The organism is Pelotomaculum propionicicum, assembly GCF_048984525.1.
Lineage (GTDB): Bacteria > Bacillota > Desulfotomaculia > Desulfotomaculales > Pelotomaculaceae > Syntrophopropionicum > Syntrophopropionicum propionicicum_A.
The window spans coordinates 43,329-67,660 of record NZ_JBMGJC010000010.1; the positions used below are offsets into that span (position 1 = coordinate 43,329).

Here is a 24,332-nt window from a genome sequence, read left to right on the forward strand (position 1 = left end):
CATAAATACACAACCTGCAGCATTAATCCGCGCTTATTAAAACTCAATACCCTTTTGGGCGGGTATTCCCCGGTTATAATGGTGTTTAATCTCTTTCATTTCGGTAACAAGGTCGGCCCGCTCGATGATCTCCGGCGGGGCATTGCGTCCGGTCAGGACAAGGTGCAGGGCATCAGGTTTTTTGGCCATAAGGTCAATCGTGTCAGCGAGGGTAACCAGGCCGTAGTTGACCGCGTACAGTATCTCGTCCAGGATGATCAGATCGTATTTGCCGGAGGAAATTTCCGTCCTGGCCGCCGCCAGGGCTTCCGCCGCCGCATGGCGGTGCTCTTCCAGAGACTGGTCGCCCGGCCCCTTGATAAATCCCTCACCCATCTGGCGCATTTCAAAGTTTGGCCCGAGTTTTTCAGCGGCTTTCAGTTCCCCGTATTTCCAGCCGCCCTTGATAAACTGCAGTACAAGCACCTTCATCCCCTGCCCCCAGGCCCTTAGGGCCATGCCCAGCGCGGCTGTGGTCTTCCCCTTGCCGTTGCCTGTGTTTACCAGAATTAACCCGTTCTTCTTCTGCTCAGCCATAACCTTCCCTCCTTTATTCAAAACCATCTCGGACCTTTCACTTATACTTTACTATTTATTCAAGCAATTCGGAATAATTTCCTGCCGTTTTCCGCACACATCTTGGCTAAATCTTCTTTTTCCATACCCCTGAGCCTGGCGATCTCTTCGGCGGTATATTGTATATGCGCGGGTTCATTCCTCCTGCCCCGGTAAGGCGCGGGGGTAAGATAGGGGGCGTCTGTTTCGATCAGCAGGCGATCCCGCGGCACCCTGGCCGCCACGTCTTTCAGCCGCGCCGCGTTGGAAAAGGTGACCGGCCCCGCGATAGAAATATAAAACCCCATGTCAAGCAGTTCCCTGGCCATTTCCCAGCTGCCCGAATAGCAGTGCATTACCCCGCCGGAAGGCCCCAGTTTTTCCTTCCTCAAAATGTCCATCATATCTCCGTGGGCATCCCGGTCATGAATAATAATGGGTTTTTGCAGTTTTTTCGCCAGTGCCATTTGTTCCACGAAAACTTTTCGCTGCACCGGGCGCGGTGAAAGGTCACGGTAATAGTCCAGTCCTATTTCCCCAATTGCCGCCACCTTAGGGTGCAGGGCCATTTTCTCCAGTTCCTCCAGGTAACCGGGGCCGGCTTCCGCCGCGTCATGGGGGTGAATTCCCACGGCGGCGTAAATCAGGTCATAACTGTCGGCAAGTTTTATGGACTCGCGGGACGAGGCGAGGTTGAAGCCTATATTTACAATATGCCTGATCCCGGCCTGGCGGGCGCGCTGGATCATCTCGTCCCGGTCTTCGTTATAATTTTCGTCATTAAGGTGAGCATGCGTATCAAACAGGTCCATTTTATGCCTTTCCTTTGCAGATTTTAAAAATAATTACACAGGATTAACAAGATTTAAAAGATTAACATGATTTAAAATAATTATTTTAAAATAACAACATCAATACTACTCTTACAAGGTTAAAATCCATTACGAGTATTATAAGATTAAAAAATTATCTTGTTTTATACTTAAAGAATTTATTAAAATCCTGTTAATCCTGGTAATCTTGTAAATCTTGTGATATTTACTTATTTATTTTTACCCTCTATATCGATCCGCGGGAACAGCGCCTGCCCGCGCTTTACAACAGTGCCGGCCGGCAGCCTGCCCCAGGTCAGGGACTCCCAGGTATGGAGTTCCGGCCGCCCGTCGATCCCCAGCTGGGCCCAGACCCTGGCAGGCAGGTTGGGCATAAACGGCGAAGCCATGACCGTAATAAAACGCAGCGATTCCGCCAGGTTGTACATTACGGTGGAGAGCCGATCCTTTTTGGCCGGGTCCTTGGCCAGGGCCCAGGGGGCTGTTTCATCCACATATTTGTTGGCCCGCCCCACCAGCCGCCAGATAGCGCTCAGGGCGCCGGATATATCGGTCCTGTCAACATATTCTTCGACAATGGCGGGGGTTTCTTCCGCCAGGTCAATTATTTCCCGGTCCGGGCCCTCCGCTGCGGCAGGCGCCTGGACCTGCCCGCCGAAATATTTTTCCACCATGGCTATGGAGCGGCTGACCAGGTTGCCCAGGTCGTTGGCCAGGTCTTTGTTAATCCGCTCCACCAGTGCGTCCTCGCTGTACGAGCCGTCAGCCCCAAAAGGCATTTCCCTGAGCAGGTAATAGCGGATGGCATCAACACCGTACTTGTCAATCAGTACAACGGGGTCCACCACGTTCCCCTTGGACTTGGACATTTTACCGCTCTCAAGCAGTATCCAGCCGTGGCCCACCACATGCCTGGGCAGTTCTATTCCCAAAGCCATTAAGAGCATTGGCCAGATTATACTGTGAAAACGCACGATATCCTTGCCCATCAGGTGCACGTCGGCCGGCCAGTATTTTTTAAACAGGCTGTCGTCATCCGTATCGTAACCAAGGGCGGAGATATAGTTGGTAAGAGCGTCCACCCACACGTAGATGACGTGCTTGTCGTTGAACGGCACAGGTATGCCCCAGTTAAAAGTAGTCCGTGACACGCACAGGTCTTCCAGGCCGCTTTTTATGAAGCTTACCATTTCATTGCGCCGGGAGGTGGGCAGGATAAACTCCGGGTGAGCTTCGATATGCTTCAGCAGGCGGTCAGCATATTTGGACATTTTGAAAAAATAACTTTCCTCCTGGAGCAGTTCCACCGGCCGCCCGCAGTCGGGGCAATTGCCCTCCTCCAGCCTGCTCTCAGCCCAGAAAGCCTCGCATGGCGTACAGTACCATCCTTCATAACTGGCCTTGTATATGTCCCCCTGGTCGTACAGCTTCTGGAATATAACGGATACCACTTTCTTATGGCGCTCTTCGGTAGTCCTGATAAAGTCGTCGTAGTCCACCTCAAGTTTACCCCAGAGGTGTTTAATACCGGCAACGACCTCGTCCACAAATTCCTGCGGGGTCTTTTCAATGGCCTTGGCCGCCCTCTCAATTTTTTGCCCGTGTTCGTCTGTGCCGGTTAAAAAGCGTGTTTCATACCCGGTCATTTTTTTGAAGCGGGCGACGGCGTCCGCCGCCACAGTAGTGTAAGCGTGCCCGATATGCAGGTTGCTGCTGGGATAGTATATCGGTGTGGTTATGTAGAATGTACCCCTGCTCACGTTTAAAATCCTTCCTTCCTTATTACTTTTTAAAAACAAAAAACTCCGCCCCTGTTTTGAGGGGCGAAGTTTTATACTTTCGCGGTACCACCCTTTTTATACCGGAACCTTGCGGCGACGGCCTTGACAGGTACAGGGAATAATCCCGATACCCTAGCTTTCTAACGGGGCTAACACCGGCCCGGCTTACTGTTTTTTCAGCCGGGCAGCTCCGGGGCCATGTTCGGCCAACTTCATCCGGCGGGCTTCCACCTGACCCCGCTCGCTGTCCGGATACTTCGACTGGCTTACTCTTCCCTTCACAGCTTTTTGAACTGTTGAAAAATAACTATTTTAGATTCTAGATTAATACGTCTTCTTTGTCAAGGTGTCACCATAGCTAGAAAAAAATTGTAGAAATTTACAAAAATATCTTGACTCTTAATGGAATTACTGGTACCATTTACTTGTAAAATTTTTTATATATTTGTCGAAAATTGTTGAAGAGGGAGGGATAGATAAATGAAATCAACTGGTATTGTCAGAAAAGTAGACGAGCTAGGCAGGGTGGTTATTCCCATCGAACTGAGACGCACACTGGGAATTGATGAAAAAGACGCTCTTGAAATTTACGTGGATGCCGAAAAGATTATCCTTAAAAAGTACGAGCCTGCCTGCGTTTTTTGCGGAAATGCTTCCGATGTCCAGCATTATAAGAACAAAATGGTCTGCCGTGAGTGTGCGGTGGCTATGTTTGAAAACGCCAAAGCTATTTAATAATCGACAGATATTGTTTTGAGAGACTTGGTCTCTCTTTTTTTTATTTTTACCTGGTTTCTTTATCCTCGACCACCGAGCGGTAAACATCCTTTTTGGGCAGGCCGCGCAAGCGGGCAACCTCCTGGATGGCCTTTTTCCGGTCCATCCCTTCCGCTTCCAGTATGGCAACATGTGCAGCCGCCCCGATATGCATCCAGTCTGTCTCCCGGCCGGACCGGCTTTCTGGTTCCGTGGACCCGGCCACAACCAGTGTAAATTCACCCCTTGGCTCAACCAAATTAAAATGTTCTACTAATTCTTCTAAAGTGCCCCTGATCACTTCCTCGTGTAATTTGGTCAGTTCCCTGGCCGCGGCGGCAGGGCGGCTTCCAAGCGCTTTTAACAGTAAGGCCAGTGTTTCTTTAATCCGGTGCGGGGCCTCATAAAAGATCATGGTCCACCGCAGGCTCGAGAGTTCCTTCAGTTTATCAGCGCGGGCTTTTTTGGCTGTGGGAAGAAAACCGACAAAAACAAAAGAATCTGTGGGAAGCCCCGAGGCCACCAGGGCTGTAACAGCCGCGCTGGCTCCCGGCACCGGTATCACCGCACAGCCATTTTTCACAGCTTCCGACACCAGTTCCGATCCGGGATCGGAGACGCCGGGCATGCCCGCGTCAGATACCAGCGCGATATTCTTACCTGATGATACCAGGTCCAGAAGGTATTCTCCCTTTTTTTTGCAGTTGTGCCGGTGATAACTTGTCAGCGGGGTATGAATTTCAAAATGGCTTAGGAGCTTGCGGGTATGGCGGGTATCCTCCGCGGCGATCAGGTCGGCTTCCCGCAGGATCCTCAGTGCCCTGAGGGTTATATCCTCCAGGTTGCCGATTGGTGTCGCGCATAAATACAGTGTTCCCTTTTGCTCTTCAACCAAAGCTTTTACCTCACTTTTAATCCTACAGCTCTTTTTCCGCTTTTACCGCAGGTTCCTGTTCCTTTCTCAGAAAGGCCATGCAGAAAAGACAGTCCCCGGTCCTTTTTCGCCCAAAATAAACATTGCAGATATGGAATTCATGATCATATAGCCCGAGCAGGTTAAAAAAACCCCTCTGCAATCCAGCGTCCCCGCCGCCGGTTCCTTCCAGCAGGCCCGCGCGATAAATGGCGGCAAGCTCTTTCCGCAGGCGTATGTTCTCCTCTTCCATTTCCCGCGCCTTGTTTTTTAATTCCTGCACCTCCGCCAGCAGGGCGTGCAGCTTCATTTCCATTTCCCTTGTTATTTTATATAGAGACTGCATCAGGATATCTCCTCACCGGGCTGCGCGGGGCAGTCTTTTTTGCAGCCCCCGCAGCTTTTAGCCTGTCCTTCTTTTACGACTATGTCCTCGCAGTTATACTCTTTTATTATTTTACTTTCTCTTAATTCAACGCTTACGGTGTTTTTAAATATATTTATGCCTGCCACCTTGCCCTCACCGTCAGGAGTTGCGACCAGGCAGCCGGCTTCGGGAAAGTCTTCCCTGGCTTGTTCATATGATTCGTTTTCATATTTAAGGCAGCACATCAGCCGGCCGCAGATACCTGATATTTTGGTGGGATTCAATGACAGGTTCTGATCTTTGGCCATCCTGATGGAAACCGACGCAAAGTCTGAAAGCCACACGGAACAGCAGAGCTCCCTGCCGCAGCAGCCAAGCCCGCCAATCATTTTAGCTTCATCACGCACGCCGATCTGCCGCAGTTCGATGCGGGTTCTGAAAACAGAGGCCAGGTCTTTGACCAGTTCCCGGAAATCAATCCGCCCGTCTGCTGTAAAGTAAAATATTATTTTATTTCCGTCAAAAGTTTGTTCCACGCCAACAAGCTTCATTGGCAGGTTATGGGCCGCTATTTTTTCCAACCCTGTTTTAAAGGCGCTTTCTTCTTTTTCCTTGTTGGCTGCCAGCTGCTCATGATCCTGTTCGGTGGCTTTTCTGATCACCTTTTTCAGCGGCGCGACGATTTCGCTTTCTTCCACTTCAAGAGGCCCGGCCGCCACATGCCCGAATTCCACTCCCCTGGCCGTTTCAACAATAGCTCCATCTCCCGCTGTAAGCGAAACATCTCCCGGGTCGAAGAAATAAATTTTGCCCGCTTTCTTAAAGCGGATCCCCACGACCTTTACCCTCACTTATCGATATACCTCCTCAAATACCGGCTCATACCATTAGATCCCAAATCCGGCCAGCCGGCAACTCTTATTAGACATACATGACAGCAATATGCTATGAGCCAGGCAACCGGACCGGCAGGTTTATTTGCCTTTAGCCGGCTGAGCCGCCGCTCAGATGCAGAAACAGCGTCTCAAGGGCCAGCCTGGTATTGGCGTTTACTTCAATTTTTCTTCTTGTTGACTCGATTTCCTCTATTATTTCCAAAATGCGGGCGGTATCATATTGTCCCGCTTCTTTTTTAATACTATCCACCCGGTCGGTATTGTACAGACAGCCGGCGTCTCCCGCTTCCCGGCACACCATCAGGTCGCGGTACCAGCAGGCCAGTGTATCAAGCGTAAACAACGCCCTGGGCTTGCTTTCGGAAGCTTTCTCCGCCATTTCCACAGCCTCAAGGGGACCGCATTGCCTGAGTGCGCCGGCCAGGGCATTCGCCTCGTCCCTGTCCGACAGCAGCGAGCCGGACGCGTAAGACAGAGCCCTGCCCATACTTCCGCCGGCCAGCGAGGCATATAAACGCGCTTCTTCACCCGATATCCCCTTTAGGGTAACAAGGCCATGGATTATTTCGGAGGCAGCCATACCTTTAAAATAAATCGCCTGGCAGCGGGACAGTATTGTCGGCAGAAGAAGCTGGGGCCGTGCTGAAACTAAAATAAACACTGTGTCCGCGGGCGGTTCCTCCAATGTTTTCAGGATGCAGTTGGCAGCCTCCGCAGTCATTGCCTCAGCCTGGCGGATTAGAAAAACCTTGCGGCCGCCCTGGTAGGGGCGGTAAGGAGCCCGGCGCTGGATTTCTCTTACCTGTTCTATTTTTATAGATGAGCCGGACGGTTCTACAAGGGAAAAATCAGGGTGGTTGCCGCCGCTGACCTGGCGGCACTCGCGGCAAACACCGCAGGCGTCCCCGCCTGTGGGACTGGAACAAAGCAGGGCCCTGGCGAAAGACAGGGCGGTTGTTTCCTTGCCGACCCCCTCGGGTCCGGCAAATAAATAAGCATGCGCCACCCGGCCGCCGGCAACCGCTTTGAACAAAATTTTTACCGACTGCTTATGTCCTACTATTTCCTGAAGCAATTTCATTTAGAACAACCTCTACCGCTTTCATCACATCCAGGTGCACCTGCCTGGCCTGCCTGTTGGCGTCAACTACCCTGTAACGGGCGGGGTCGCGTCCGGCCAGAGCCAGGTATCCAGCCGCAACCTTCGCGTGAAAATCCCTTGCTTCGCGTTCTATCCGGTCAATACCCCGGCCGGAGCTGCTGATCCTGTCCATACCGTCTTCAGCACAAAAATCAAGGATAACGGTCAGGTCCGGCACCAGCCCGTAAGTGGCCGGTTCGTTGATCTTTTCCAGCAAACTGATGTCTATGCCGCGCCCAAACCCCTGGTAGGCCAGGCTTGAATCCAAAAAACGGTCACACAGCACTATCGTGCCTGCGGCCAGTGAGGGCATAATTACCTGGGCTACGTGCTGCGCCCTCGCCGCGGCGTATAGAAAGGCTTCGGCCCGGGGAACCAGCTCGCTGTAATCGGGGTTTAACAAAATTTCTCTGATCGTTTCCCCTACCCGGGTGCCGCCTGGCTCCCTTGTATGCAATACCGGCAGTCCCCGCTCCTTCAGCCTGTCGCCAAGAAGTTTCAGCTGGGTGGTTTTCCCCGATCCGTCTATTCCTTCGAAAACTATGAATTTGCCTCTCATCTGTAAACCCTTTCCTTAAGCAAGAGCATAAAAGCAAGCAGCTTTATATACAGTTCAGAGTGTCGTATAAATTAAATTCTGAAGAGTCCATGGTGTTGAAACCAGCTGCTCCATTGCGGCAGCGTCGCAAGTAAACTAAGCGAAGCTGAGGATGCGAAATTGGATGAGCAGGACAGCGGTCAGGGGACACATCTCTATTTGGGGCCTGTCTCTGTGGCCGAGAAATGTCCCCAACGAATTCTGCGAAAGGCCTTCATCGCCTGGACGGCGAGTTGGAGGCCGGTCCAATTGAGCCCGAAGCAAGCGCTAAGTTTACTCGACGCGAAGCACGGAGCCAAGCGGCTTCAACGCCATGGAGACTTTGTCAACACTCTGGGCTGTATATACACAGCTTTATACTGTTATTCTATCACAATTTTAATAGTATTTAATGTGGGATCGGACGGCCCCTGGCAGGACAGGCCGGCCTCGCTTACCATGCGCAGGTATTCATATATTTCAGCGGTAATTTCTTCTCCCGGGTTTACCACGGGGATGCCCGGCGGGTAGACCGCCACAGCCTCCGCGCATATTTTCCCCCTGGCTCCCGCCAGGGGCACTTTTATTGACCGGGCAAACCACGCATCACGCGGTTTCATAACTTTTCTACATATGGAAGGCGCCGCGGGGGGCGGCGGCAGCGCAGGCCGTTTATCCCTGGCGGCGATGTCCCGCAGCGCCCCCACCAGCCTGTCGCAGTCTTCAGCGGTGGTGCCCGTTGATATGAAAGCCACTATATTACAAAAATCAGCCATCTCGACAAAAACATTGTAACGCCCGGCCAGCAGCCCGTTGACCTGGTAGCCGGTAAGTCCTAGGCCCCGCACTGAAATGACCAGTTTTGTGGAGTCCAGCGCACAGTTTTCCGGCAGGCAGTCACCGGTTAAAACCCGCAAATTTTCGATTGCGGCTAGCCGGTCCCGTAAGCCGCGGGCCAGGTCCAGCGCTTTCTCCATAATGTCGCCGCCCTGCAGGGACATCATGCGCCTGGCCAGGTCCAGCGAAGCCATCAGGAGGTAAGAAGGGCTGGTAGTCTGCAGCAGCCTTAAGGACGCGGCGACCGCGCCGGCATCCACAAGGCCTTCACGCAGGTGCAGCATCGAGCTCTGCCCCAGTGAGCCGCCCAGTTTATGTGTGCTCTGGACAGAAGCGTCAGCCCCGGCATCCATAGCGTCCCGGGGCAGGTCGCGGTGAAAACGCAGGTGCGCGCCGTGCGCTTCGTCCACCAGGACCGGTATGCCCGCCTCATGGGCAGCCCGGGTCACAATGTCCAGGTCTCCCGCGACTCCGTAATAATTCGGGCGCACGGCGAGCACCGCCGCGGCGCCGGGGTTGTCAGCCAGCACTTGCTTTATAACTGCAGGCGCCACACCGCAGTCAACCGTAAATTCAGGAATAACCTCAGGCCAGACATAGACCGGGTCCGCGCCGGAAAGGATTACTCCCCCCAGCACTGAGCGGTGAGCGTTTCTGGATATGATTACTTTCTCCTGCCTTACCAGGGCGGTAACCAGGGCGTGGATCCCTGCGGTAGTGCCGTTAACAAGGAAAAAGCACCTGTCAGATCCGTAAATTTTTGCTGCCAGGCCCTGGGCTTCGGCTATGGGCCCCGCGGGGTTGTGCAGGTCATCGAGCCCCGGCAGTTCAGTAAGGTCAAGGCCAAATAAGGCTTGTCCCCCCTGAGAGGACAATTCAAACGGCAGGCCCTTCCCCTGTCCGTGCCCGGGGATGTGAAAACATGCCGGGTTTTTACCGGCGTGTTTTTTTAAAGCTTCAAAAAGCGGAGCCCGGCGCTGATTATCAAGCACAAATTTTTAACTCCCGGAAAAATTTTTAAAACAATACAAATAATACTGAGCTTTAATTTTATCACAACTTGATTGACATTACCAATTCCATCCTCCAATATTCCCATCAGTTTAATCTTATAGATGTCTTATAAGCGGCTAAAATAATTAAAATGTTTTCTTGAAGGAGGGTTAACGTGACAGTAGATATGCCGTGGAAAGTCGATGACAAAGAGCTGTCAAAAAAGTACCGGACTAATGTCGGCAGGTTGATCAGGGCGTGGAAACGCGGTATTTCAGACCAGGAAATCATTGCCAAAACCGGAATAACGCCGGCCACTCTCCACCTGATCAAACAGGATATTGAACTGACGCACCGGCATATACGCCTTGCCCAAAAAAAACTTAAGCTGGCGCAGGATCAGTCAGCCAGCATAAGACCAGATTTTTTTTAACTTCTTCATATATATCTGATAAATAGGATCGCTTACCGGCATAGATATTATTTTTGCCTCGCAGTCCAGACAGATAAAGAATCCTCTCAAGTTAAGACCTTGATTGCCGTCCGGACAGGACCGCCCGCACAGGATGCAGTCCCGGGACTCCACGGCCATATGCTTTTCACCACCCGTATAATTATTGATACCAAATTATTATCCTGTTGTAAAATATGAATTAGTCCTTCCTTTGGTGAAAAATGTACAATGGCAAAAAATAACGTTAATTTTTCAGCGGTTTCCTCTTTTCAATCTTGATGGCGCAGTCGGGGCATACGTTCTGGCAGATGCCGCATGCGATACACCTGTTGTCGGCCTGGACCGAAGGGGTGCCGTAAACCCCCAGGACATCGCTCCAGTCGATACAGTCCACCGGACATTTCTCAACGCAAAGGCCGCAGCCTTTACAGAGCCCGGGGAATAATGTCCAGAAGCCTTTTTCCAGCTCCATGGTCCTGCCTTTAAACTCCAGTGTCATTAGTTTAGTCCTCCCGTCCCCCGACCCAATTCAATTCCGCGCTCCAGCGCTTTAAAGTTCAAATCCCGCAGCTGCGGCTGTTTCTCGAATTTGTAGCCGAGTTTTTTTTCTAAAGCAGCTTTGGCCTTTTCCAGAGGAATAATCCCGGTAGCGCCGATTACCGCTCCCATTATTACCATGTTGAAAACCCGCGGTTGAAATTCTTTTTTAGCTACCTCCATGGCCGGGATTGGCATAACCCTGCCGGCGTTCTTCGGCAGTTCATCCGCCACGCCCTCCATGGCGCTGTCGTAAATGAAAGTGGTTTCCGGCCCGGCGTACTGCGCGGTGCGGTGTACAGCGCGGTCGCTCAAAGCAGCTACAATATCCCCTTTTAAGAACTTGGGCGACCCGATGGAACTGTCGCTGATCTGGAGAAAAGCGACTGAGACGCCTCCTCTTTGCTCCACCCCGAAATTGGGGATGTAAAGAGCCTGCCGGCCCTCTTCATTGGCGGCCTCAGCCAGGATCTCCGCTATGGCCTGGACCCCCTGGCCGCCTTCACCGGCTAAAACCATACGTGTGGTTTCAGGCATTCGCTGCCGCCTCCCCTCGCGCCGGGCCTATTTCTCCTGTTTTAAAGTACCCGGCCATGTCCTTTTCAATGAACTCCCATGTCGCGGCCGCATCGGTCCGCCAGTTGGTGGGGCAGGCCGAAAGCGCTTCGACAAAGGAAAAACCGTTCCCTTCTATTTGATTTTTTAGAGCCTTCTTTAAAAACCCGGTTAACTGCCCCAGGTTAGAAATACTGCCCCTGGCTACGTAAGCCCCTTCCTGCACTATTGAAGAAACCATTTCCGCTCCCCGGAAAGGCATTCCGGTTGCGCCGGGATCGCGGCCGTAAGGGGAGGTTTCTGTCTTTTGGCCCGGCAGCGTGGTAGGTGCCATCTGGCCGCCGGTCATGGCGTATTGGGTGTTGTTGGCTACAATCACCGTGATTTTTTCATTGCGCATGGCCGAGCTGACCAGGTGCTGTACACCAATAGAGTATCCCCCGCCGTCACCCATGTAAGCTATGCAGATCAACTCCGGCCTGGCTCTTTTTATTCCGGTCATTACCGGGGTGGTCCGCCCGTGGTGGGCCTGGACTGTATCCAGGTTGAAAAGGTCCCAGGACAGCAGGGAGCAGCCTATATCACATCCATAGACGACCCTGGATTGGATATCAAGTTCGTCTATTGCCTTGCCCAGGCATTTTAAAATCAAGCCATGGCCGCACCCCGGACAAAATTTATGCGGCTTGGTTTCGACCCGCCACGTTTTTGGCATTGCAGGAGCCGGTTGCATAATAGACCTCCTATTAAATATAAATATTACTTTCACAGGATTAACAGGATTATTAGGATTAACAAGATTTTTATAAATCAATGTTAAATGATCAGTAAAACTTATATATTGTAGTTCTGGATTAAATTACCCTCGAGAGAACGGCATTACTAAAATTTATAAGTATATATATGTTTTAAATCCTGTTAATCTTATAAATCTTGTCAATCCTGTGCCAATTCGTTATTTGCCTGCAGTATTTCTTTTGCTTTGTCCTCCACTTCCCCGGACGTTATACCCACGCCGGGCTTAAACAGAGTTGCCATTTCGCAGGCGGCGCCGCAGGCTTCCTCCTTCAGCAGCCTTGCCATCTGCCCGTACGAGGACTCCACGAGCAGAATTTTTTTCACCCCCGCCACCAGGTCTTTTATTTGAGCCACCGGAAGCGGCCGCAGGGTGACAGGCCTGAAGGCGCCTACCCGCAGGCCCTGCGCGCGCAGGTTGCCGACCGCTTCCCTGACCGCCCGGAAAACGATGCCGTGAGCTATGATTACCAGGTCCGCTCCCTCTGTTTCTAAAGTCTCATATTCCGCTATTTCGGCAGCTATCTTTTCGAAATCACTGATATCGCTCATCACTTTTTCATAGAGCTCTTCTTCCAGGTTATAAGTGTTTCTGTACTGGGCCGGAGGCCTGTCCCTGCCGGGTTCACCTTCTTTGCCCACATAGGGCTCCGGCTCAAGCAGGGAGATCCCCCGCGTTTCCGGGTCATAAATTGTTAAAGGTTCGCGCATTTTAGCCTGGTAGCCGTCCCCAAGCACAAAGGTGGGAAAACGGTATTTCCAGGCCGTGTTAAAAGCTTTTATCGTATAGTCGTACAGTTCCTGGTGTCCGTCTGTGGAGTAAACCACCCTCATTCCTTCACCGTTGCCGCCTATTGTTGTAAGAGTTACTTCCTGCTGGGAGTAAATAACCGTGGCCGTGGAAGGGCCGCCCCTCTGCTGCACCACCGTCACGGTAGGCAGCCGCATCATTTCAGCCATTGCCAGGGGCTCCTGCATCAACACACTGCCGCTGCCCGCAGTCGCCGTAAAAGCTTTGCGCCCCGCCAGCACCCCGCCGGCCGTGGCAAAGCCGGCTGAAAGCTCGTCTTCCGTCTGCAGAAACGTCTTTCCGTACTTGGGGGCGAGCCTGGTCCAGTAATGCATAATCTCGTTTTGAGGTGTAATCGGATAACCGTACATGATATCAGCCCTGGCCGCCAGCGCCCCCCAGGCGACCACTTCATTCCCGGTCATAAAAACTCTTTTTTCTTCCATAACAGCTTTCTCTGACATGCATTACCCCCCTTTGAGTCGTGAGCCTATGAGTCGTTAGACGTGAGTCGTGGGTCGTGAGTATATCCTGCATTCCTGTGGGGTCTTTTACCTATGAGATCATTGCAGGGCGGGATTTATCCCGCCAAAGATGTGCGGCTAAAGCCGCACCTACACGTCTCACGTCCCATATTACCAGAACGCTTTTTGCATAAACCTTTCCAGCGGGCGGACCGGGTTGCCCATACAATCCTTTGGACCTATTTTTTCGGCAATTTTGGCTCCGGCAAAGGTAGCCACCACCGGCAGGCCAAGGATAGCGGCTGCTTCACTCACCTTTCTGGCGCCTTCCTGGACCAATTCCACAGTAGTTTCCCCCGCCAGGTGAGTGTTGTTGACCAAGCCGTCCACCCGGCCCATGGCGCTGACTTCCGCAACAATATCTTTTACACTGGACGTCATCGGCCGGGAAACATTTATAACCGCAAAAATTTTCAAATCCGGGTCTTTCACAGCGCCTTCCAGCAGGTTCAGGGTCCTGGCTCCATCCACCCCGTAGCCGATATCCAGGATAATATCCCCCTCGCGCTTCAACGCCCAGCGGGCCGCCGGTTTGACCAATGTCCCGGCCTCGCCCAGCCCCATAGTTTCTTCGGTTTTCCAGGCAATTACATCCAGTCCGAGGTTCGAAAGTTCTTTTTGCAGCGGGCGCAGGGTGTAAAAAGGCTCAACCATGTCCATATCAACCAGGTTAACCTTTCTGCCCTGCCGGGCCAGCTCCAGGGCGCGGTTGATGGCGCTCTCACTTTTGCCTGCCGCATATTCACCTATGTAGGCCTCCACGATCCGGTCTGTCATTAGTATGCTTGACCTCCTGTTATTTTAAGCGGAAAATGCCATGTAAATAATTGTTGAATTAAATAACAGAACTAAATAAACAAAAAAGCAGGTTGGCATTAGGAATAGAGTATAAAACTCTTCCTATTCTACCCTCCCTGCTGCTATATAACTCCTTGTTCCTGGTAAAGGCCAAATAAGCCAAAAGCCAGAAGGTTTCGGTTATTTCACAGGCTTATGTTTACGGTCATCATTTTAGAATTTGTTTTTTGCGTATGGTACAAGGTGTCTTTATCAACCGATAAAAAAGCAGTTAAGCAGCACCAGGAGCACCACGCCGGGCAGCTGAAGCAGGCCCGCTGTCAGTATGGTAGCAGGGTTGATGGCGATGTGAAAGCCGTACTGCCCGAACAGCGCGTTGATTGCCGCCAGCAGCACCGCGCCGACCAAAGCCCAGGCCGCCAGGCGGATAAGAAACCGCAAGGGGCGAAGCAAAACAGACCCCACCAGATAAAGTCCAAAAAGCCCGGCTAGAGCGACAATTACCAATTTCCATTCCAAGGCCGCTGCACCTCCTTGGAACCATTATATGGCCGCGAATGAAATATATTCCTATTTCATTTCGCGCCTGCCCTCCAGCGCTTTGCCGAGCGTCATCTCGTCGGCATATTCAAGGTCGGCCCCGACCGGCAGCCCGTGGGCAATTCTTGTCACTGTAATTCCCAGGGGCTTGATCAAGCCGGCCAGGTAGAGGGCTGTCGCATCCCCTTCCACGTTGGGGTTTGTGGCCAGGATAATCTCTTTTACATTGCCGCTTTCCAGGCGCCTTAAAAGTTCTTTGATCCGAAGCTGCTCCGGCCCGACCCCGTCCATCGGCGAGATCGCCCCGTGCAGCACGTGGTACAGGCCTTTAAAGCTCCTGGCCTTCTCCACGGCAACAACGTCCCTGGGGCGTTCCACCACGCATATAACTTCAGCGCCGCGCCGTTCGTCACTGCAGATAAAGCAGCGTTCGCTGTCAGTAAAATTACCGCACACCTGGCAGTGGCGGATTGTGCTCCTCGCTTCTTCAATCGCCCCGGCCAGGTCCGCAGCGACCTCCGGCGGCGCGACTAGCAGGTAAAAGGCCAGGCGCTGAGCTGTTTTTGGCCCGATGCCGGGGAGTTTGGACAGCTGGTCGATCAACCTGGCCACCGTTTTGGCATAATAGTTCATATTTAAAACATACCGGGTATTTTCAGGCCGCCGGTAATTTTGCCCATTTCCTGGGATACCATTTCCTGTGCTTTGCGCAGGGCCTCGTTAACCGCGGCGGTAATCAGGTCCTGGAGCATTTCAACGTCTTCAGGGTCTACCGCTTCCGGCTTGATTTCAATAGAAATAATTTCATTTTTACCGTTGGCTACTACTTTCACCGCCCCGCCTCCGGCGGTGCTTTCCACCTTGCGTTCACCCAGTTCCTCCTGCAGCTTCATCATATCCTGCTGCATCTTCTGGACCTGTTTCATCATTTTGTTCATGTTGCCGCCCATCATATTAAAGCTCCCCCTTTGATATTGTTAAAATAAAGACCCCTCATCTTCTCCATCCAGAATAATTTCCTCTCCCCCGAAGCGTCTTTTAACATCTACAACCTTATCCAGGTCATCATGCCTCTTTTCAGACGGTTCAATTGTACCGCGGTAAGACTTAAAGGAAACCTGCCATTCTCCCTTCAGAATTCTTTTCAACAGGCTCTCCAGGTACTTTTTTTGTTCCGGGCGGTCAGCCATCTCCCTGGCCAGGCCCTCACCCTCCGGGAAGCCGACCACGAGGCTTTCGCCTTTTAAGTCCAGCGGCTGCGCCCTTAAATAATTATAGTAAAGCGGCAGGCGTTCCCTCCGCATTATATTCATTATCTCCCTCCAGGAATTTTTAACCCTTTCCAGGGCCGTCCCGGCTGGCTGGGGCCCACGACCCGGTTCTTCTGATGATCTTCCCGGGTCCGGATTTGTTTCGACTGACGCTGGCTGATATGGCTTCTCCCCTCTGCCGGCGGGGTCCTTTATTGTCTCTCCAGGCAAGCCCGCTCTCACAAGCCCGGCCGGTTTGCCTGCTCCCGGCGCAGCCTTTTTTATAGTTCCTGCCTTTTCCGCCGGCGCCGCCTGGACCGGTTTATTCAGTTTTTCCTCCAGCGCTTCCAGGCGGGCCAACAATGACGACTCGCGGGTCAGGGTCACGGCACGGCAGGCTTTGACCAGGGCCAGCTCCAGGATGATGCCGGGCTGCGAGCTCCATTTCATCTCCTGCTCAGTGCCTGCCATTATCTCCACAGCGCGCAGCAGGCCTTCCGTGGTAAACTCCGCCGCTTTTGCCGCCATCATGGCCGGGTCTCCCCATGCTTCCCGGGCTGAAGAACCGGGCACAATTTTTTCCAACAGCAGCGCCCGCAGGTATGCGGCCATTTCCCTGGCAAAAAAGCGAAGGTCCTTTCCCTCAGAGGTCAGATCGGCAACCAGGTTCAGGGCCGATCCCGTTTCACCCGCAGCCAGGTGGCCCGCCATCCTGTTCAAGGCGTCAATTCTAACTGTCCCCAGAATATTATGCACGTCGGCAACTGTTATTTTCAATTCCCCGAAAGCCGCTCCCTGGTCCAGGATGCTGAGAGCGTCACGCAGGCCGCCTTCGGCCGCCCTGGCGATTAACCGCAGGGCTTCCGCCTCCACCTCCAGGTTGGCGCCCGCGGCAACCTCGCTCAGCCGCTTGATGATATCCGCAGGCTCGATACGCCGGAAATCAAAACGCTGGCATCGTGACAATATTGTGAGGGGCACCTTGTGGGGCTCGGTAGTGGCGAGGATCAAAACAGCGTGCCGCGGCGGTTCTTCCAGGGTTTTTAAAAGGGCGTTGAAAGCCTCATTGGTAAGCATGTGGACTTCATCGATAATATACACCCTGTACTTTGCCACGGCCGGGGCGAACTTAATTTTTTCCCTTAAATCCCTGATCTCGTCAATGCCACGGTTGGAGGCGGCGTCTATTTCGATAACGTCAACGGACAGCCCATCGGTAATATTTTTACAGACCTCACAGCGGTTGCACGGCTCGGGGCCTACCCGCTCCGTGCAGTTCAACGCTTTTGCCAGCACCTTGGCGGTCGTGGTTTTGCCCGTGCCGCGAGTGCCGCAAAAAAGGTAGGCATGGCCGGTCCTGCCGGACTCGACCGCGTTTTTCAGCGTCCGGGTGATATGTTCCTGCCCGATGATTTCCCCGAATGTCTGGGGGCGCCATTTTCTGTAGAGAGCCAGATAGGTCATGGAGTATTCCTTTCACAACTTCCTACTACACTATATTTTACCTTTATATTTCGTCGATCAATACACATTTCCTGTTAATTGTTGCATGCAGCGCAAACAAAATAAGAACCGCCTCACGGGAAACCCCGGGGGCGGTCCATTCAAAAATATAAGCCGTGCACCTGCCTTCGAATATTAACTTCCGGGCGATACAACCGCAGGCGGCTCAGACCAGGCGCCCTCGCGGCACCCGGAGTATTTCCCTTAGTGCTGCTTCCGTCAAGACCTGACACGGTTCAGGAAACTCCGTCGCACGAGACCCAATCGTCAACGCTCCTTACGGAAGCCGGACCCCACAAGCTAAACCCTCGGGCGGGAATTCAACCCCGCTGCAGCGGATTGCGGGTACAGGGCACCGCTACCTCCCCGTCTAGCACGGCAAAACTATCGTTTAAAGTGAGGGACAGGCCTGCAGGAAACAGATTCTGCCATGTGCAGGGCTGCCCCGGTGTTTTGGCGGAGAGACAGGGATTCGAACCCTGGAGACGGTTACCCGTCCACACGCTCTCCAGGCGTGCGCCTTCATCCACTCGGCCATCTCTCCGTGCACTACGTAAAAAACATTATACCTTTATTTTCGCTCATCTGCAAGCAGTTTTACCCACTATGGAGCTTAAAACCCCCTAAAAATATTGGCATGTCAGTCACATATTGAGCTTATAGATTACATTTTATAAACCCTAAAAACGTGTTAAAAAGCACGGCTGCCAAACCTGCTTTTACCCCTCGGCGGCTGTCCGCCGCCGGTACGGGCGGGGCCTTTTCTGCCGCCACCTTTGGCGTATCCTCCCGCCCTGGGTTTTTTAAATTTATCATGCCTGACCCTGAGCGGCCGCTCCTCAGTGAGTGTCACCGGGGTGCGGTCGGTTTCTTTGGTCAGCAGCTTTAACGCTGCCGAGAGAAGGGTAACCGCGTCATTTTCCCCCAGTAGATTTTCGGCCAGCCCCTTGTAGTTGCCTGTATCCCCGTTTTCCACAACGAGCAGTAGTTTTTCCGCGACCAGACGCTGCTGTCCCTCAATAGCCTCTTTAACAGTCGGCACGGGCATGCGGGCTATTTTCCCCCTGGTCATGTTTTCAATGACCCTTAAGTGGTGTATCTCTCTTGGAGTAACAAAAGTAATGGCTGTACCTGTTTTGCCGGCACGGCCGGTACGTCCGATGCGATGGACGTAGCTCTCCGGATCCTGGGGGATGTCAAAGTTATAGATGTGGGTTACGTCGGAAATATCAAGGCCCCTGGCGGCTACGTCAGTGGCCACCAGCACCTCAATAGTGCCGTCCTTAAACCGCCGCATTACCATATCCCGCTTGGACTGGGCAAGGTCCCCGTGCAGCGCTTCGGCTGAATAACCGCGTTTGCCAAGTGCTTCAAAAAGCTCGTCCACGCGGCGCTTGGTGCGGCCAAAGACAATGGAACGGTCCGGCGACTGGATATCCAGCAGGCGGCAGAAGACATCGAATTTTTGTCTCTCTTCGACTTCAATATAGCTTTGTTCTGTGTTGGCGACAGTCACCTGCCTGCCTTCAATCCTGATTACCTCCGGGTTTCTCATGAACCGCCGCGCCAGGGCCTGGATCGGAGCGGGCATGGTTGCAGAAAAAAGCAGGGTCTGTCGTTCCTCAGGAACTTCCGTGAGTATGGTCTCTATATCCTCGATAAATCCCATATTCAGCATTTCGTCAGCCTCATCTAAAACCACCATTTTAACCTGCTGCAGGCGTACTGTCTTTCGCCTCATGTGGTCCATCAGCCGGCCAGGTGTCCCAACAATAATATGGGGTCTGTTCTTAAGCGCCCTGATCTGGCGGAGGATATCCTGGCCGCCGTAGATCGGCAGCGTGTTAATACCTTTAAACTGCCCAATTTTGTTTAGTTCCTCGGCTACCTGGATGGCCAGTTCCCGGGTGGGGGTTAAGACAATACCCTGTATCCGATCCCGCTCCACATCAAAAAACTCAACCATCGGGATTCCAAAGGCCGCTGTCTTACCGGTCCCCGTATGCGCCTGCCCGATCAGGTCTTTGCCCTGCAAACCCGGTGGCACAGACTGTTCCTGTATGGGCGTCGCTTCTTCAAAACCCATATGTTTTAAAGCGCTAATTACTGGTTCGCTTAAGCCAAAATCATTGAAAGTGGTCATTGCTTCCTCTACTCCTTTACTATCTGGGATGTTTACTTATATCATATCCATCTTGTTTCTTCTCTTAACCACACAGCATAATATTCAAACACCATATTACTTATATAAAAACAATGGGGTTGTCGCTTATCAAAGCGATAACCCCTTAAATGTCAAAGCTTTTTGGTGGCGGAAAAAGATTTTAGTTAAAGAAACAAATGTCATTTTACACTATTTCCATTAAATGTGCAATATTTATTTTTTGCAGATCGAGTCATAGGCAAAGCAGCCTAAAAAAATTGACTGTCAGTCACATGAGCCCATCCCGGCTTTAATTATAGAGATCGCCTCTTCCGGACTTCCTGCCGACTGCAGCAAGCCTGTATCCCTGTATTCAGCAAAAATGCTCCCCGGATCAAAGTTTAATAACAATACTTTTTTTCCGTTTTTCAGGGCCAGCGCGATCTCGGATATTGTCCCGGCTTTTCCCGGCAGGGCAATAATCACGTCGCTGGAGAGAACATTTATATTATTTCGGGCGCTGCCCATACCGGTAATAATGGCTATATCTATGTAAGCGGAGGCTTCGCTGCTGCTGCGGCCGGGCAGCACGCCTACGGTCAGGCCGCCGCTTTCCTTAGCCCCTCTGGCCGAGGACTCCATAATACCAGCCGGCCTGCCCCCGTTCAGCAGTACCCATCCCTCTTTGGCGATCAACCCGCCTAAACGGTAGGCCAGCTCATAATTTTCCTGTAAAACATCCTCACCGCCGCCAATAACGCCAACAATGTAACTGCTAATGGCTACCGGCTCCCTTCTTCATATTGTACATGGCTGCCTCATTCCGTAATGTCCCAAAAAAACAAACCTCTTAAACTAGTGATTAAAGAGGTTTTCTTCCGGGAGGCCAAAATTCCTTCAGGTGTATTTTCAATTTCATTAACAATGGTATTAATGAAATCTGGTATTCTGCTTTCCGCGAATTAAGTTGTCCAGAGTTTTCGATTTGCCGCAGCTGTCGTCCCTGTCAAGATAGAGGTCTGAAATTATGGTGGTAAGAGCAGTTACTTTATCGACCTGCTGGATAATTGAAGCGATGTATTTCTTAGACCAGTGAGGGTGATCGCATTCCAGCGCCAGCTGGGCATAGCCCTTGATTACAGAAGACTTTTCGTTCAATTCGTGAATCATCCACCTGAGCTCACCCTTGTTCACAACCGCACCTCCTAGAATTTTTATAGCCATAAGCGACTTAAATTAACAATAGTCGATAAAGATTAATTTTTTATTTGTATTTTCTTTTGTTTTCCTTAAATTTTACAAATAATGGGGCGGCATGGTCCTCGTGACACATATGTACGCGGAACGGGGACACACCTCTCTCACAGGCATTTCTGTATGCTGAGGAATGTCCCCGATGCGTTATTCAGCCATACTTCTCAAGGATTCTAATTCCTTAATTTTTATTGACTCCATGTGGAACTCTATAACCCCCTCGTCCCTCATCCTGCACATCTCGCGGGAAAGGGAGGGGCGGGAAACATTCAGGAAGTCGGCCAGTTCGTTCCGTTTCATGGGCATCATAAAAGTTGCCCTGCCGGCCCTTTTATACTGCTCGAGCAGGAAAGAGCTTACCTTTCCCCTCAGGCTCTTAATGGCCAGGTATTCCAGTTTGCGGTGCAACATGAGCGCCTTGCCGGAAACTATTTCCAGCAGGTTTATGACCAGCTGCCTGTGGCTCGCGCATAACCTTTCACAGTTGCCGACGATCTTTCCGGCCGGCAAAAACATGACTGTACACGCAGTCCTGGCGGACACCGTAACTGGCCATACTCCTTCGCCTGAAAACGCGGCCATCTCTCCAAACATTTCACCGGGGCCGTTTACGGCCATAATGACCCGGCTGCCGGCCGCATTCTCCTTGGCGACCACCACTTCGCCGGACAGGACTATGCCCAGCCCGTCAAATTTTTCACCTGCGGCCGCAACCCATTCATTTTTTTCATAACTGCTTACCTTTGGTTTAAGGCATCCAAATACTATATTGAGTTCATCCGGGGTTATCCCCCTGAATAATTCGCATTTGGACATAACATCTATCCACTTTTTATAAATTTTTATTCACCCCTGCAATTTTGGTAACCATAGTTACCGAATTTATTTCTTCATTATAATAAAATAACCTTACCAAAGCTGCAAGGGAAAATTTTAAAAGAGGGGGTTTCTTTATGAAAAGGAACATTGTTAAGATCGATGAAGAGAAATGCACCGGCTGTGGGCTTTGCGTCGACGCCTGTCACGAAGGAGCCCTGCAGATGGTCAACGGTAAGGCCAGGCTTGTTTCGGAGAGCTATTGCGACGGGCTGGGAGCGTGCCTGCCGGAGTGCCCGGCCGGGGCCATAACTATTGAAGAACGTGAAGCTGATGCTTTTAACGAGGAAGCAGTAAAAGAACACATGGAAGCCCGGAAGAGCGAGGCTCCCAAAACGCTGGCCTGCGGCTGCCCCGGTACCCACGCGCGGACCATCGAGAGAAAAGATGAAGCTATGCCGGCCTGCGGCCCAGCGGGACAGTCCATTCAGGCCGCGTCTCAGCTGCGCCAGTGGCCCTGCCAGATAAAGCTGGTACCGGTTAACGCGCCATATTTTGACAATGCCCAGCTGCTGGTAGCGGCAGACTGCACGGCCTATGCTTACGCCGGCGTCCATAATGATTTCATGCGCGGCAAAATCACTGTAATCGGCTGCCCTAAGCTGGACGACATCGACTACACAGAAAAACTAACCGGCATTTTAAAATCTCATGAAATAAAAAGCGTCACCGTGCTGCGCATGGAAGTGCCCTGCTGCGGCGGTATTGTCAACGCGGTTAAGCAGGCCCTGATAAACAGCGGTAAAATGATACCCTGGCGCATAGTCACAGTCTCCACCGACGGGAAAATTATCGAAGAGTAGGATCCATTAACCGACCATATTTGCCGGTTTAGTGTTGCCAACAGTCTTTTGCTTTATTTTAATGAAAATTTAAGGATTTAATAATTTGCCCGTAAGCCACTTTAATTATAATTAACAACATCTGATGGGACAGGGCAAATGGATAAAGCCAACAGACATGGCCGGCTTCAGCCGGCCGCTCAATTGAGAATACACCTCAGAATTTTGAGGACTTTACAAGGAGGGTTAATCATGTTTTGTTTCCAATGTGAGCAGACCGCGGGCGGCAAAGGCTGCACCAAGGCTGGCGTATGCGGCAAACAGCCTGAAGTAGCTGATAAGCAGGACCAACTGACCTGCGCCCTGGTAGGGCTGGCCCGTGCCGCACAGGGCAGTACACCGGGCAGGGAAGCCGACGGACTGGTGATGCAGGGCCTATTTGCCACTGTCACCAACGTCAACTTTGACGGCGACCGTATTGACGAACTGAAAAGCCTGATCCAGGCTGAGAAAGCAAAACTGGGAGGCGCGGCTGACCTTGACCCGGGCACCCTCTGGCAGGGCGACCCGGACGTCGTATCCCTTCGCTCCACCCTGCTGCTGGGGATGCGCGGCATGGCCGCTTACGCGTGGCACGCCTGGGTGCTGGGCAAAAAGGATGATGAAGTAACCGCGTGGCTCTACAAGGGTTTGCGCGCCATCGGCGGGGAGCATACCGTCGAGGAATGGCTGGGGCTGATTATGGAGTTCGGGCAGATTAACCTCAAGTGCATGGCCCTGCTGGATGAAGCCAATACTTCCGCTTACGGGCACCCCGTGCCGGTAAAAGTCCCAATGACAGTTGAAAAAGGGCCGTTTATCGTGATCACCGGCCATGACCTGCACGACCTGAAGCACCTGCTCGAGCAGACCGAAGGCAAAGGCATAAACATCTACACCCACGGTGAAATGCTGCCCGCCCACGCCTACCCGGAGTTAAAGAAATACCCGCATTTGAAAGGCAATTTCGGCACCGCCTGGCAGAACCAGCAGAAAGAATTTGACGGCATACCGGCCCCGGTCCTCTATACGACCAACTGCCTGATGCCGCCCAGAGCTTCTTATTCAAACCGGCTTTTCACCACTGACGCCGTCGGCTTCCCCGGCCTCAAACATATAAAAGGGGAAAAGGGCGTAAAGGATTTTACCCCTGTTATCAACAAGGCCCTTGAACTTGGCGGCTGGCCGGAAGACCGGACCTTTACCGGCATCAACGGCGGCACTGAGCTTATGACCGGCTTCGCCCGCAACACTGTGCTGGGCGTCGCCGACAAGGTTATAGAGGCAGTAAAAGCCGGCGCTATCAAACATTTCTTCCTGGTTGGCGGCTGCGACGGCGCCAGGGCCGGCAGAAACTACTACACCGAGTTTGTTAAGAAAACCCCCCAAGACACCGTCGTCCTGACCCTGGCCTGCGGCAAGTACCGCTTTAACGACCTGGACATCGGTGAAATCGGAGGACTGCCGCGGATCATGGACATGGGCCAGTGCAACGACGCCTATTCCGCCATCCAGGTGGCGGTCGCCCTGGCCGGAGCCTTTAACTGCGGTGTGAACGACCTGCCCCTGACTCTCGTTCTCTCGTGGTATGAGCAGAAAGCCGTTTGCATCCTGCTGACCCTGCTGTCCCTCGGCATCAGGAACATTTACCTGGGCCCAACGCTGCCCGCGTTTATATCGCCGAACGTGCTGAATGTACTTGTTGAGAAGTTCAACATTAAGCCGGTCAGCACACCTGACGAGGACCTGCGGGCCATCCTTGGCTAACCAGTCAAACAGCGGAGCCAAGCGGATTCAACACCAT

General features: G+C 52.3%; 27 protein-coding genes, 1 tRNA gene, 1 other RNA gene and 1 other annotated feature. Of the genes, 4 read left to right on the top strand and 25 right to left on the bottom strand.

The genetic code is table 11. The features are described 5' to 3' along the window. Positions 1-36: 36 nt before the first annotated feature. The 3 genes from cobO to metG all read right to left on the bottom strand — a co-directional run bounded on the left by cobO (position 37) and on the right by metG (position 3,187). Positions 37-603, bottom strand: a complete 567-nt coding sequence (cobO, locus tag ACOBQJ_RS11945) for a cob(I)yrinic acid a,c-diamide adenosyltransferase (RefSeq protein ID WP_421071999.1) — start codon at positions 601-603, stop codon at positions 37-39. A 32-nt stretch (positions 604-635) separates the two neighbouring features. Beyond that, on the bottom strand, positions 636-1,406 hold the full coding sequence (locus ACOBQJ_RS11950; RefSeq protein WP_421072000.1) for a TatD family hydrolase: 771 nt from the start codon (positions 1,404-1,406) through the stop codon (positions 636-638). A 230-nt stretch (positions 1,407-1,636) separates the two neighbouring features. Further along, on the bottom strand, positions 1,637-3,187 hold the full coding sequence (metG, locus tag ACOBQJ_RS11955) for a methionine--tRNA ligase (protein WP_421072102.1): 1,551 nt from the start codon (positions 3,185-3,187) through the stop codon (positions 1,637-1,639). Positions 3,188-3,243: 56 nt separating this feature from the next. Next, positions 3,244-3,499, bottom strand: a binding site (T-box leader). Positions 3,500-3,688: 189 nt separating this feature from the next. On the opposite strand from metG, the gene ACOBQJ_RS11960 reads away from it, so the two are divergent. Continuing rightward, on the top strand, positions 3,689-3,943 hold the full coding sequence (locus tag ACOBQJ_RS11960) for an AbrB/MazE/SpoVT family DNA-binding domain-containing protein (protein WP_421072001.1): 255 nt from the start codon (positions 3,689-3,691) through the stop codon (positions 3,941-3,943). A gap of 49 nt (positions 3,944-3,992) precedes the next feature. Here the strand turns inward: ACOBQJ_RS11960 and rsmI are convergent, their stop codons facing one another. The 6 genes from rsmI to ACOBQJ_RS11990 form a co-directional block, all read right to left on the bottom strand. Beyond that, a complete protein-coding gene (rsmI, locus tag ACOBQJ_RS11965) occupies positions 3,993-4,859 on the bottom strand; it encodes a 16S rRNA (cytidine(1402)-2'-O)-methyltransferase (RefSeq protein ID WP_421072002.1) in 867 nt (288 codons plus the stop codon). A 22-nt stretch (positions 4,860-4,881) separates the two neighbouring features. Next, on the bottom strand, positions 4,882-5,223 hold the full coding sequence (locus ACOBQJ_RS11970) for an initiation control protein YabA (RefSeq protein WP_421072003.1): 342 nt from the start codon (positions 5,221-5,223) through the stop codon (positions 4,882-4,884). Next, positions 5,223-6,095: a PSP1 domain-containing protein gene (locus tag ACOBQJ_RS11975; protein ID WP_421072004.1), complete on the bottom strand. Its 873-nt coding sequence runs from the start codon at positions 6,093-6,095 to the stop codon at positions 5,223-5,225. The genes ACOBQJ_RS11970 and ACOBQJ_RS11975 overlap by 1 nt, the downstream gene beginning before the upstream one ends. A gap of 133 nt (positions 6,096-6,228) precedes the next feature. Continuing rightward, positions 6,229-7,221, bottom strand: coding sequence for a DNA polymerase III subunit delta' (gene holB, locus ACOBQJ_RS11980; protein WP_421072005.1), 993 nt, complete (start codon positions 7,219-7,221; stop codon positions 6,229-6,231). Further along, a complete protein-coding gene (tmk, locus tag ACOBQJ_RS11985; RefSeq protein WP_421072006.1) occupies positions 7,190-7,840 on the bottom strand; it encodes a dTMP kinase in 651 nt (216 codons plus the stop codon). The genes holB and tmk overlap by 32 nt, the downstream gene beginning before the upstream one ends. A gap of 401 nt (positions 7,841-8,241) precedes the next feature. After that, a complete protein-coding gene (locus ACOBQJ_RS11990; protein ID WP_421072007.1) occupies positions 8,242-9,687 on the bottom strand; it encodes an aminotransferase class I/II-fold pyridoxal phosphate-dependent enzyme in 1,446 nt (481 codons plus the stop codon). A gap of 176 nt (positions 9,688-9,863) precedes the next feature. On the opposite strand from ACOBQJ_RS11990, the gene ACOBQJ_RS11995 reads away from it, so the two are divergent. Further along, positions 9,864-10,121 carry a hypothetical protein gene (locus tag ACOBQJ_RS11995; protein WP_421072008.1) on the top strand — a complete coding sequence of 86 codons (258 nt, stop codon included), beginning with the start codon at positions 9,864-9,866 and terminating at the stop codon, positions 10,119-10,121. Here ACOBQJ_RS11995 and ACOBQJ_RS12000 read toward each other — a convergent pair. From ACOBQJ_RS12000 to ACOBQJ_RS12075, 16 genes are all read right to left on the bottom strand, one after another. Further along, positions 10,092-10,280: a sigma factor G inhibitor Gin gene (locus ACOBQJ_RS12000; RefSeq protein ID WP_421072009.1), complete on the bottom strand. Its 189-nt coding sequence runs from the start codon at positions 10,278-10,280 to the stop codon at positions 10,092-10,094. The genes ACOBQJ_RS11995 and ACOBQJ_RS12000 overlap by 30 nt on opposite strands. A gap of 106 nt (positions 10,281-10,386) precedes the next feature. Next, complete coding sequence (locus tag ACOBQJ_RS12005; RefSeq protein ID WP_421072010.1) at positions 10,387-10,641, bottom strand: 4Fe-4S dicluster domain-containing protein; 255 nt, start codon at positions 10,639-10,641, stop codon at positions 10,387-10,389. After that, positions 10,641-11,216: a 2-oxoacid:acceptor oxidoreductase family protein gene (locus tag ACOBQJ_RS12010; RefSeq protein WP_421072011.1), complete on the bottom strand. Its 576-nt coding sequence runs from the start codon at positions 11,214-11,216 to the stop codon at positions 10,641-10,643. The genes ACOBQJ_RS12005 and ACOBQJ_RS12010 overlap by 1 nt, the downstream gene beginning before the upstream one ends. Further along, positions 11,209-11,967, bottom strand: a complete 759-nt coding sequence (locus tag ACOBQJ_RS12015) for a thiamine pyrophosphate-dependent enzyme (RefSeq protein WP_421072012.1) — start codon at positions 11,965-11,967, stop codon at positions 11,209-11,211. The genes ACOBQJ_RS12010 and ACOBQJ_RS12015 overlap by 8 nt, the downstream gene beginning before the upstream one ends. 203 nt (positions 11,968-12,170) lie before the next feature. After that, positions 12,171-13,283, bottom strand: coding sequence for a ferredoxin oxidoreductase (locus ACOBQJ_RS12020; protein ID WP_421072013.1), 1,113 nt, complete (start codon positions 13,281-13,283; stop codon positions 12,171-12,173). A 171-nt stretch (positions 13,284-13,454) separates the two neighbouring features. Beyond that, positions 13,455-14,120 (bottom strand): hypothetical protein, encoded by a 666-nt coding sequence (locus ACOBQJ_RS12025; protein ID WP_421072014.1) that lies wholly within the window; start codon positions 14,118-14,120, stop codon positions 13,455-13,457. Between the two features lie 273 nt (positions 14,121-14,393). Then, the gene (locus ACOBQJ_RS12030) at positions 14,394-14,660 is read right to left on the bottom strand and encodes a pro-sigmaK processing inhibitor BofA family protein (protein ID WP_421072015.1); all 267 of its coding nucleotides are present in this window, start codon (positions 14,658-14,660) and stop codon (positions 14,394-14,396) included. A 51-nt stretch (positions 14,661-14,711) separates the two neighbouring features. Next, positions 14,712-15,314, bottom strand: a complete 603-nt coding sequence (gene recR / locus ACOBQJ_RS12035; protein WP_421072016.1) for a recombination mediator RecR — start codon at positions 15,312-15,314, stop codon at positions 14,712-14,714. Positions 15,315-15,316: 2 nt separating this feature from the next. After that, entirely contained in the window at positions 15,317-15,634 is a 318-nt protein-coding gene (locus ACOBQJ_RS12040; protein ID WP_421072017.1) for a YbaB/EbfC family nucleoid-associated protein, read from the bottom strand. 24 nt (positions 15,635-15,658) lie between these two features. Next, positions 15,659-17,395 (bottom strand): DNA polymerase III subunit gamma/tau, encoded by a 1,737-nt coding sequence (gene dnaX, locus ACOBQJ_RS12045; RefSeq protein WP_421072018.1) that lies wholly within the window; start codon positions 17,393-17,395, stop codon positions 15,659-15,661. Between the two features lie 153 nt (positions 17,396-17,548). Continuing rightward, an RNA gene (gene ffs, locus ACOBQJ_RS12050) (signal recognition particle sRNA large type) lies at positions 17,549-17,813 on the bottom strand. A gap of 75 nt (positions 17,814-17,888) precedes the next feature. Continuing rightward, positions 17,889-17,978: transfer RNA gene (locus ACOBQJ_RS12055), tRNA-Ser, on the bottom strand. Positions 17,979-18,125: 147 nt separating this feature from the next. After that, positions 18,126-19,577 (bottom strand): DEAD/DEAH box helicase, encoded by a 1,452-nt coding sequence (locus tag ACOBQJ_RS12060; RefSeq protein ID WP_421072019.1) that lies wholly within the window; start codon positions 19,575-19,577, stop codon positions 18,126-18,128. Between the two features lie 285 nt (positions 19,578-19,862). Beyond that, positions 19,863-20,357, bottom strand: coding sequence for a TIGR00725 family protein (locus ACOBQJ_RS12065; protein ID WP_421072103.1), 495 nt, complete (start codon positions 20,355-20,357; stop codon positions 19,863-19,865). Between the two features lie 150 nt (positions 20,358-20,507). After that, a complete protein-coding gene (locus ACOBQJ_RS12070) occupies positions 20,508-20,771 on the bottom strand; it encodes a hypothetical protein (RefSeq protein WP_421072020.1) in 264 nt (87 codons plus the stop codon). A gap of 207 nt (positions 20,772-20,978) precedes the next feature. After that, positions 20,979-21,647 carry a Crp/Fnr family transcriptional regulator gene (locus ACOBQJ_RS12075; protein WP_421072021.1) on the bottom strand — a complete coding sequence of 223 codons (669 nt, stop codon included), beginning with the start codon at positions 21,645-21,647 and terminating at the stop codon, positions 20,979-20,981. Positions 21,648-21,784: 137 nt separating this feature from the next. Between ACOBQJ_RS12075 and ACOBQJ_RS12080 the strand changes: the two genes are divergently transcribed. Both ACOBQJ_RS12080 and hcp read left to right on the top strand, forming a co-directional pair. Further along, positions 21,785-22,510: a 4Fe-4S binding protein gene (locus ACOBQJ_RS12080; RefSeq protein ID WP_421072022.1), complete on the top strand. Its 726-nt coding sequence runs from the start codon at positions 21,785-21,787 to the stop codon at positions 22,508-22,510. 231 nt (positions 22,511-22,741) lie between these two features. Continuing rightward, positions 22,742-24,295 (top strand): hydroxylamine reductase, encoded by a 1,554-nt coding sequence (hcp, locus tag ACOBQJ_RS12085; RefSeq protein WP_421072023.1) that lies wholly within the window; start codon positions 22,742-22,744, stop codon positions 24,293-24,295. Positions 24,296-24,332 lie beyond the last annotated feature (37 nt).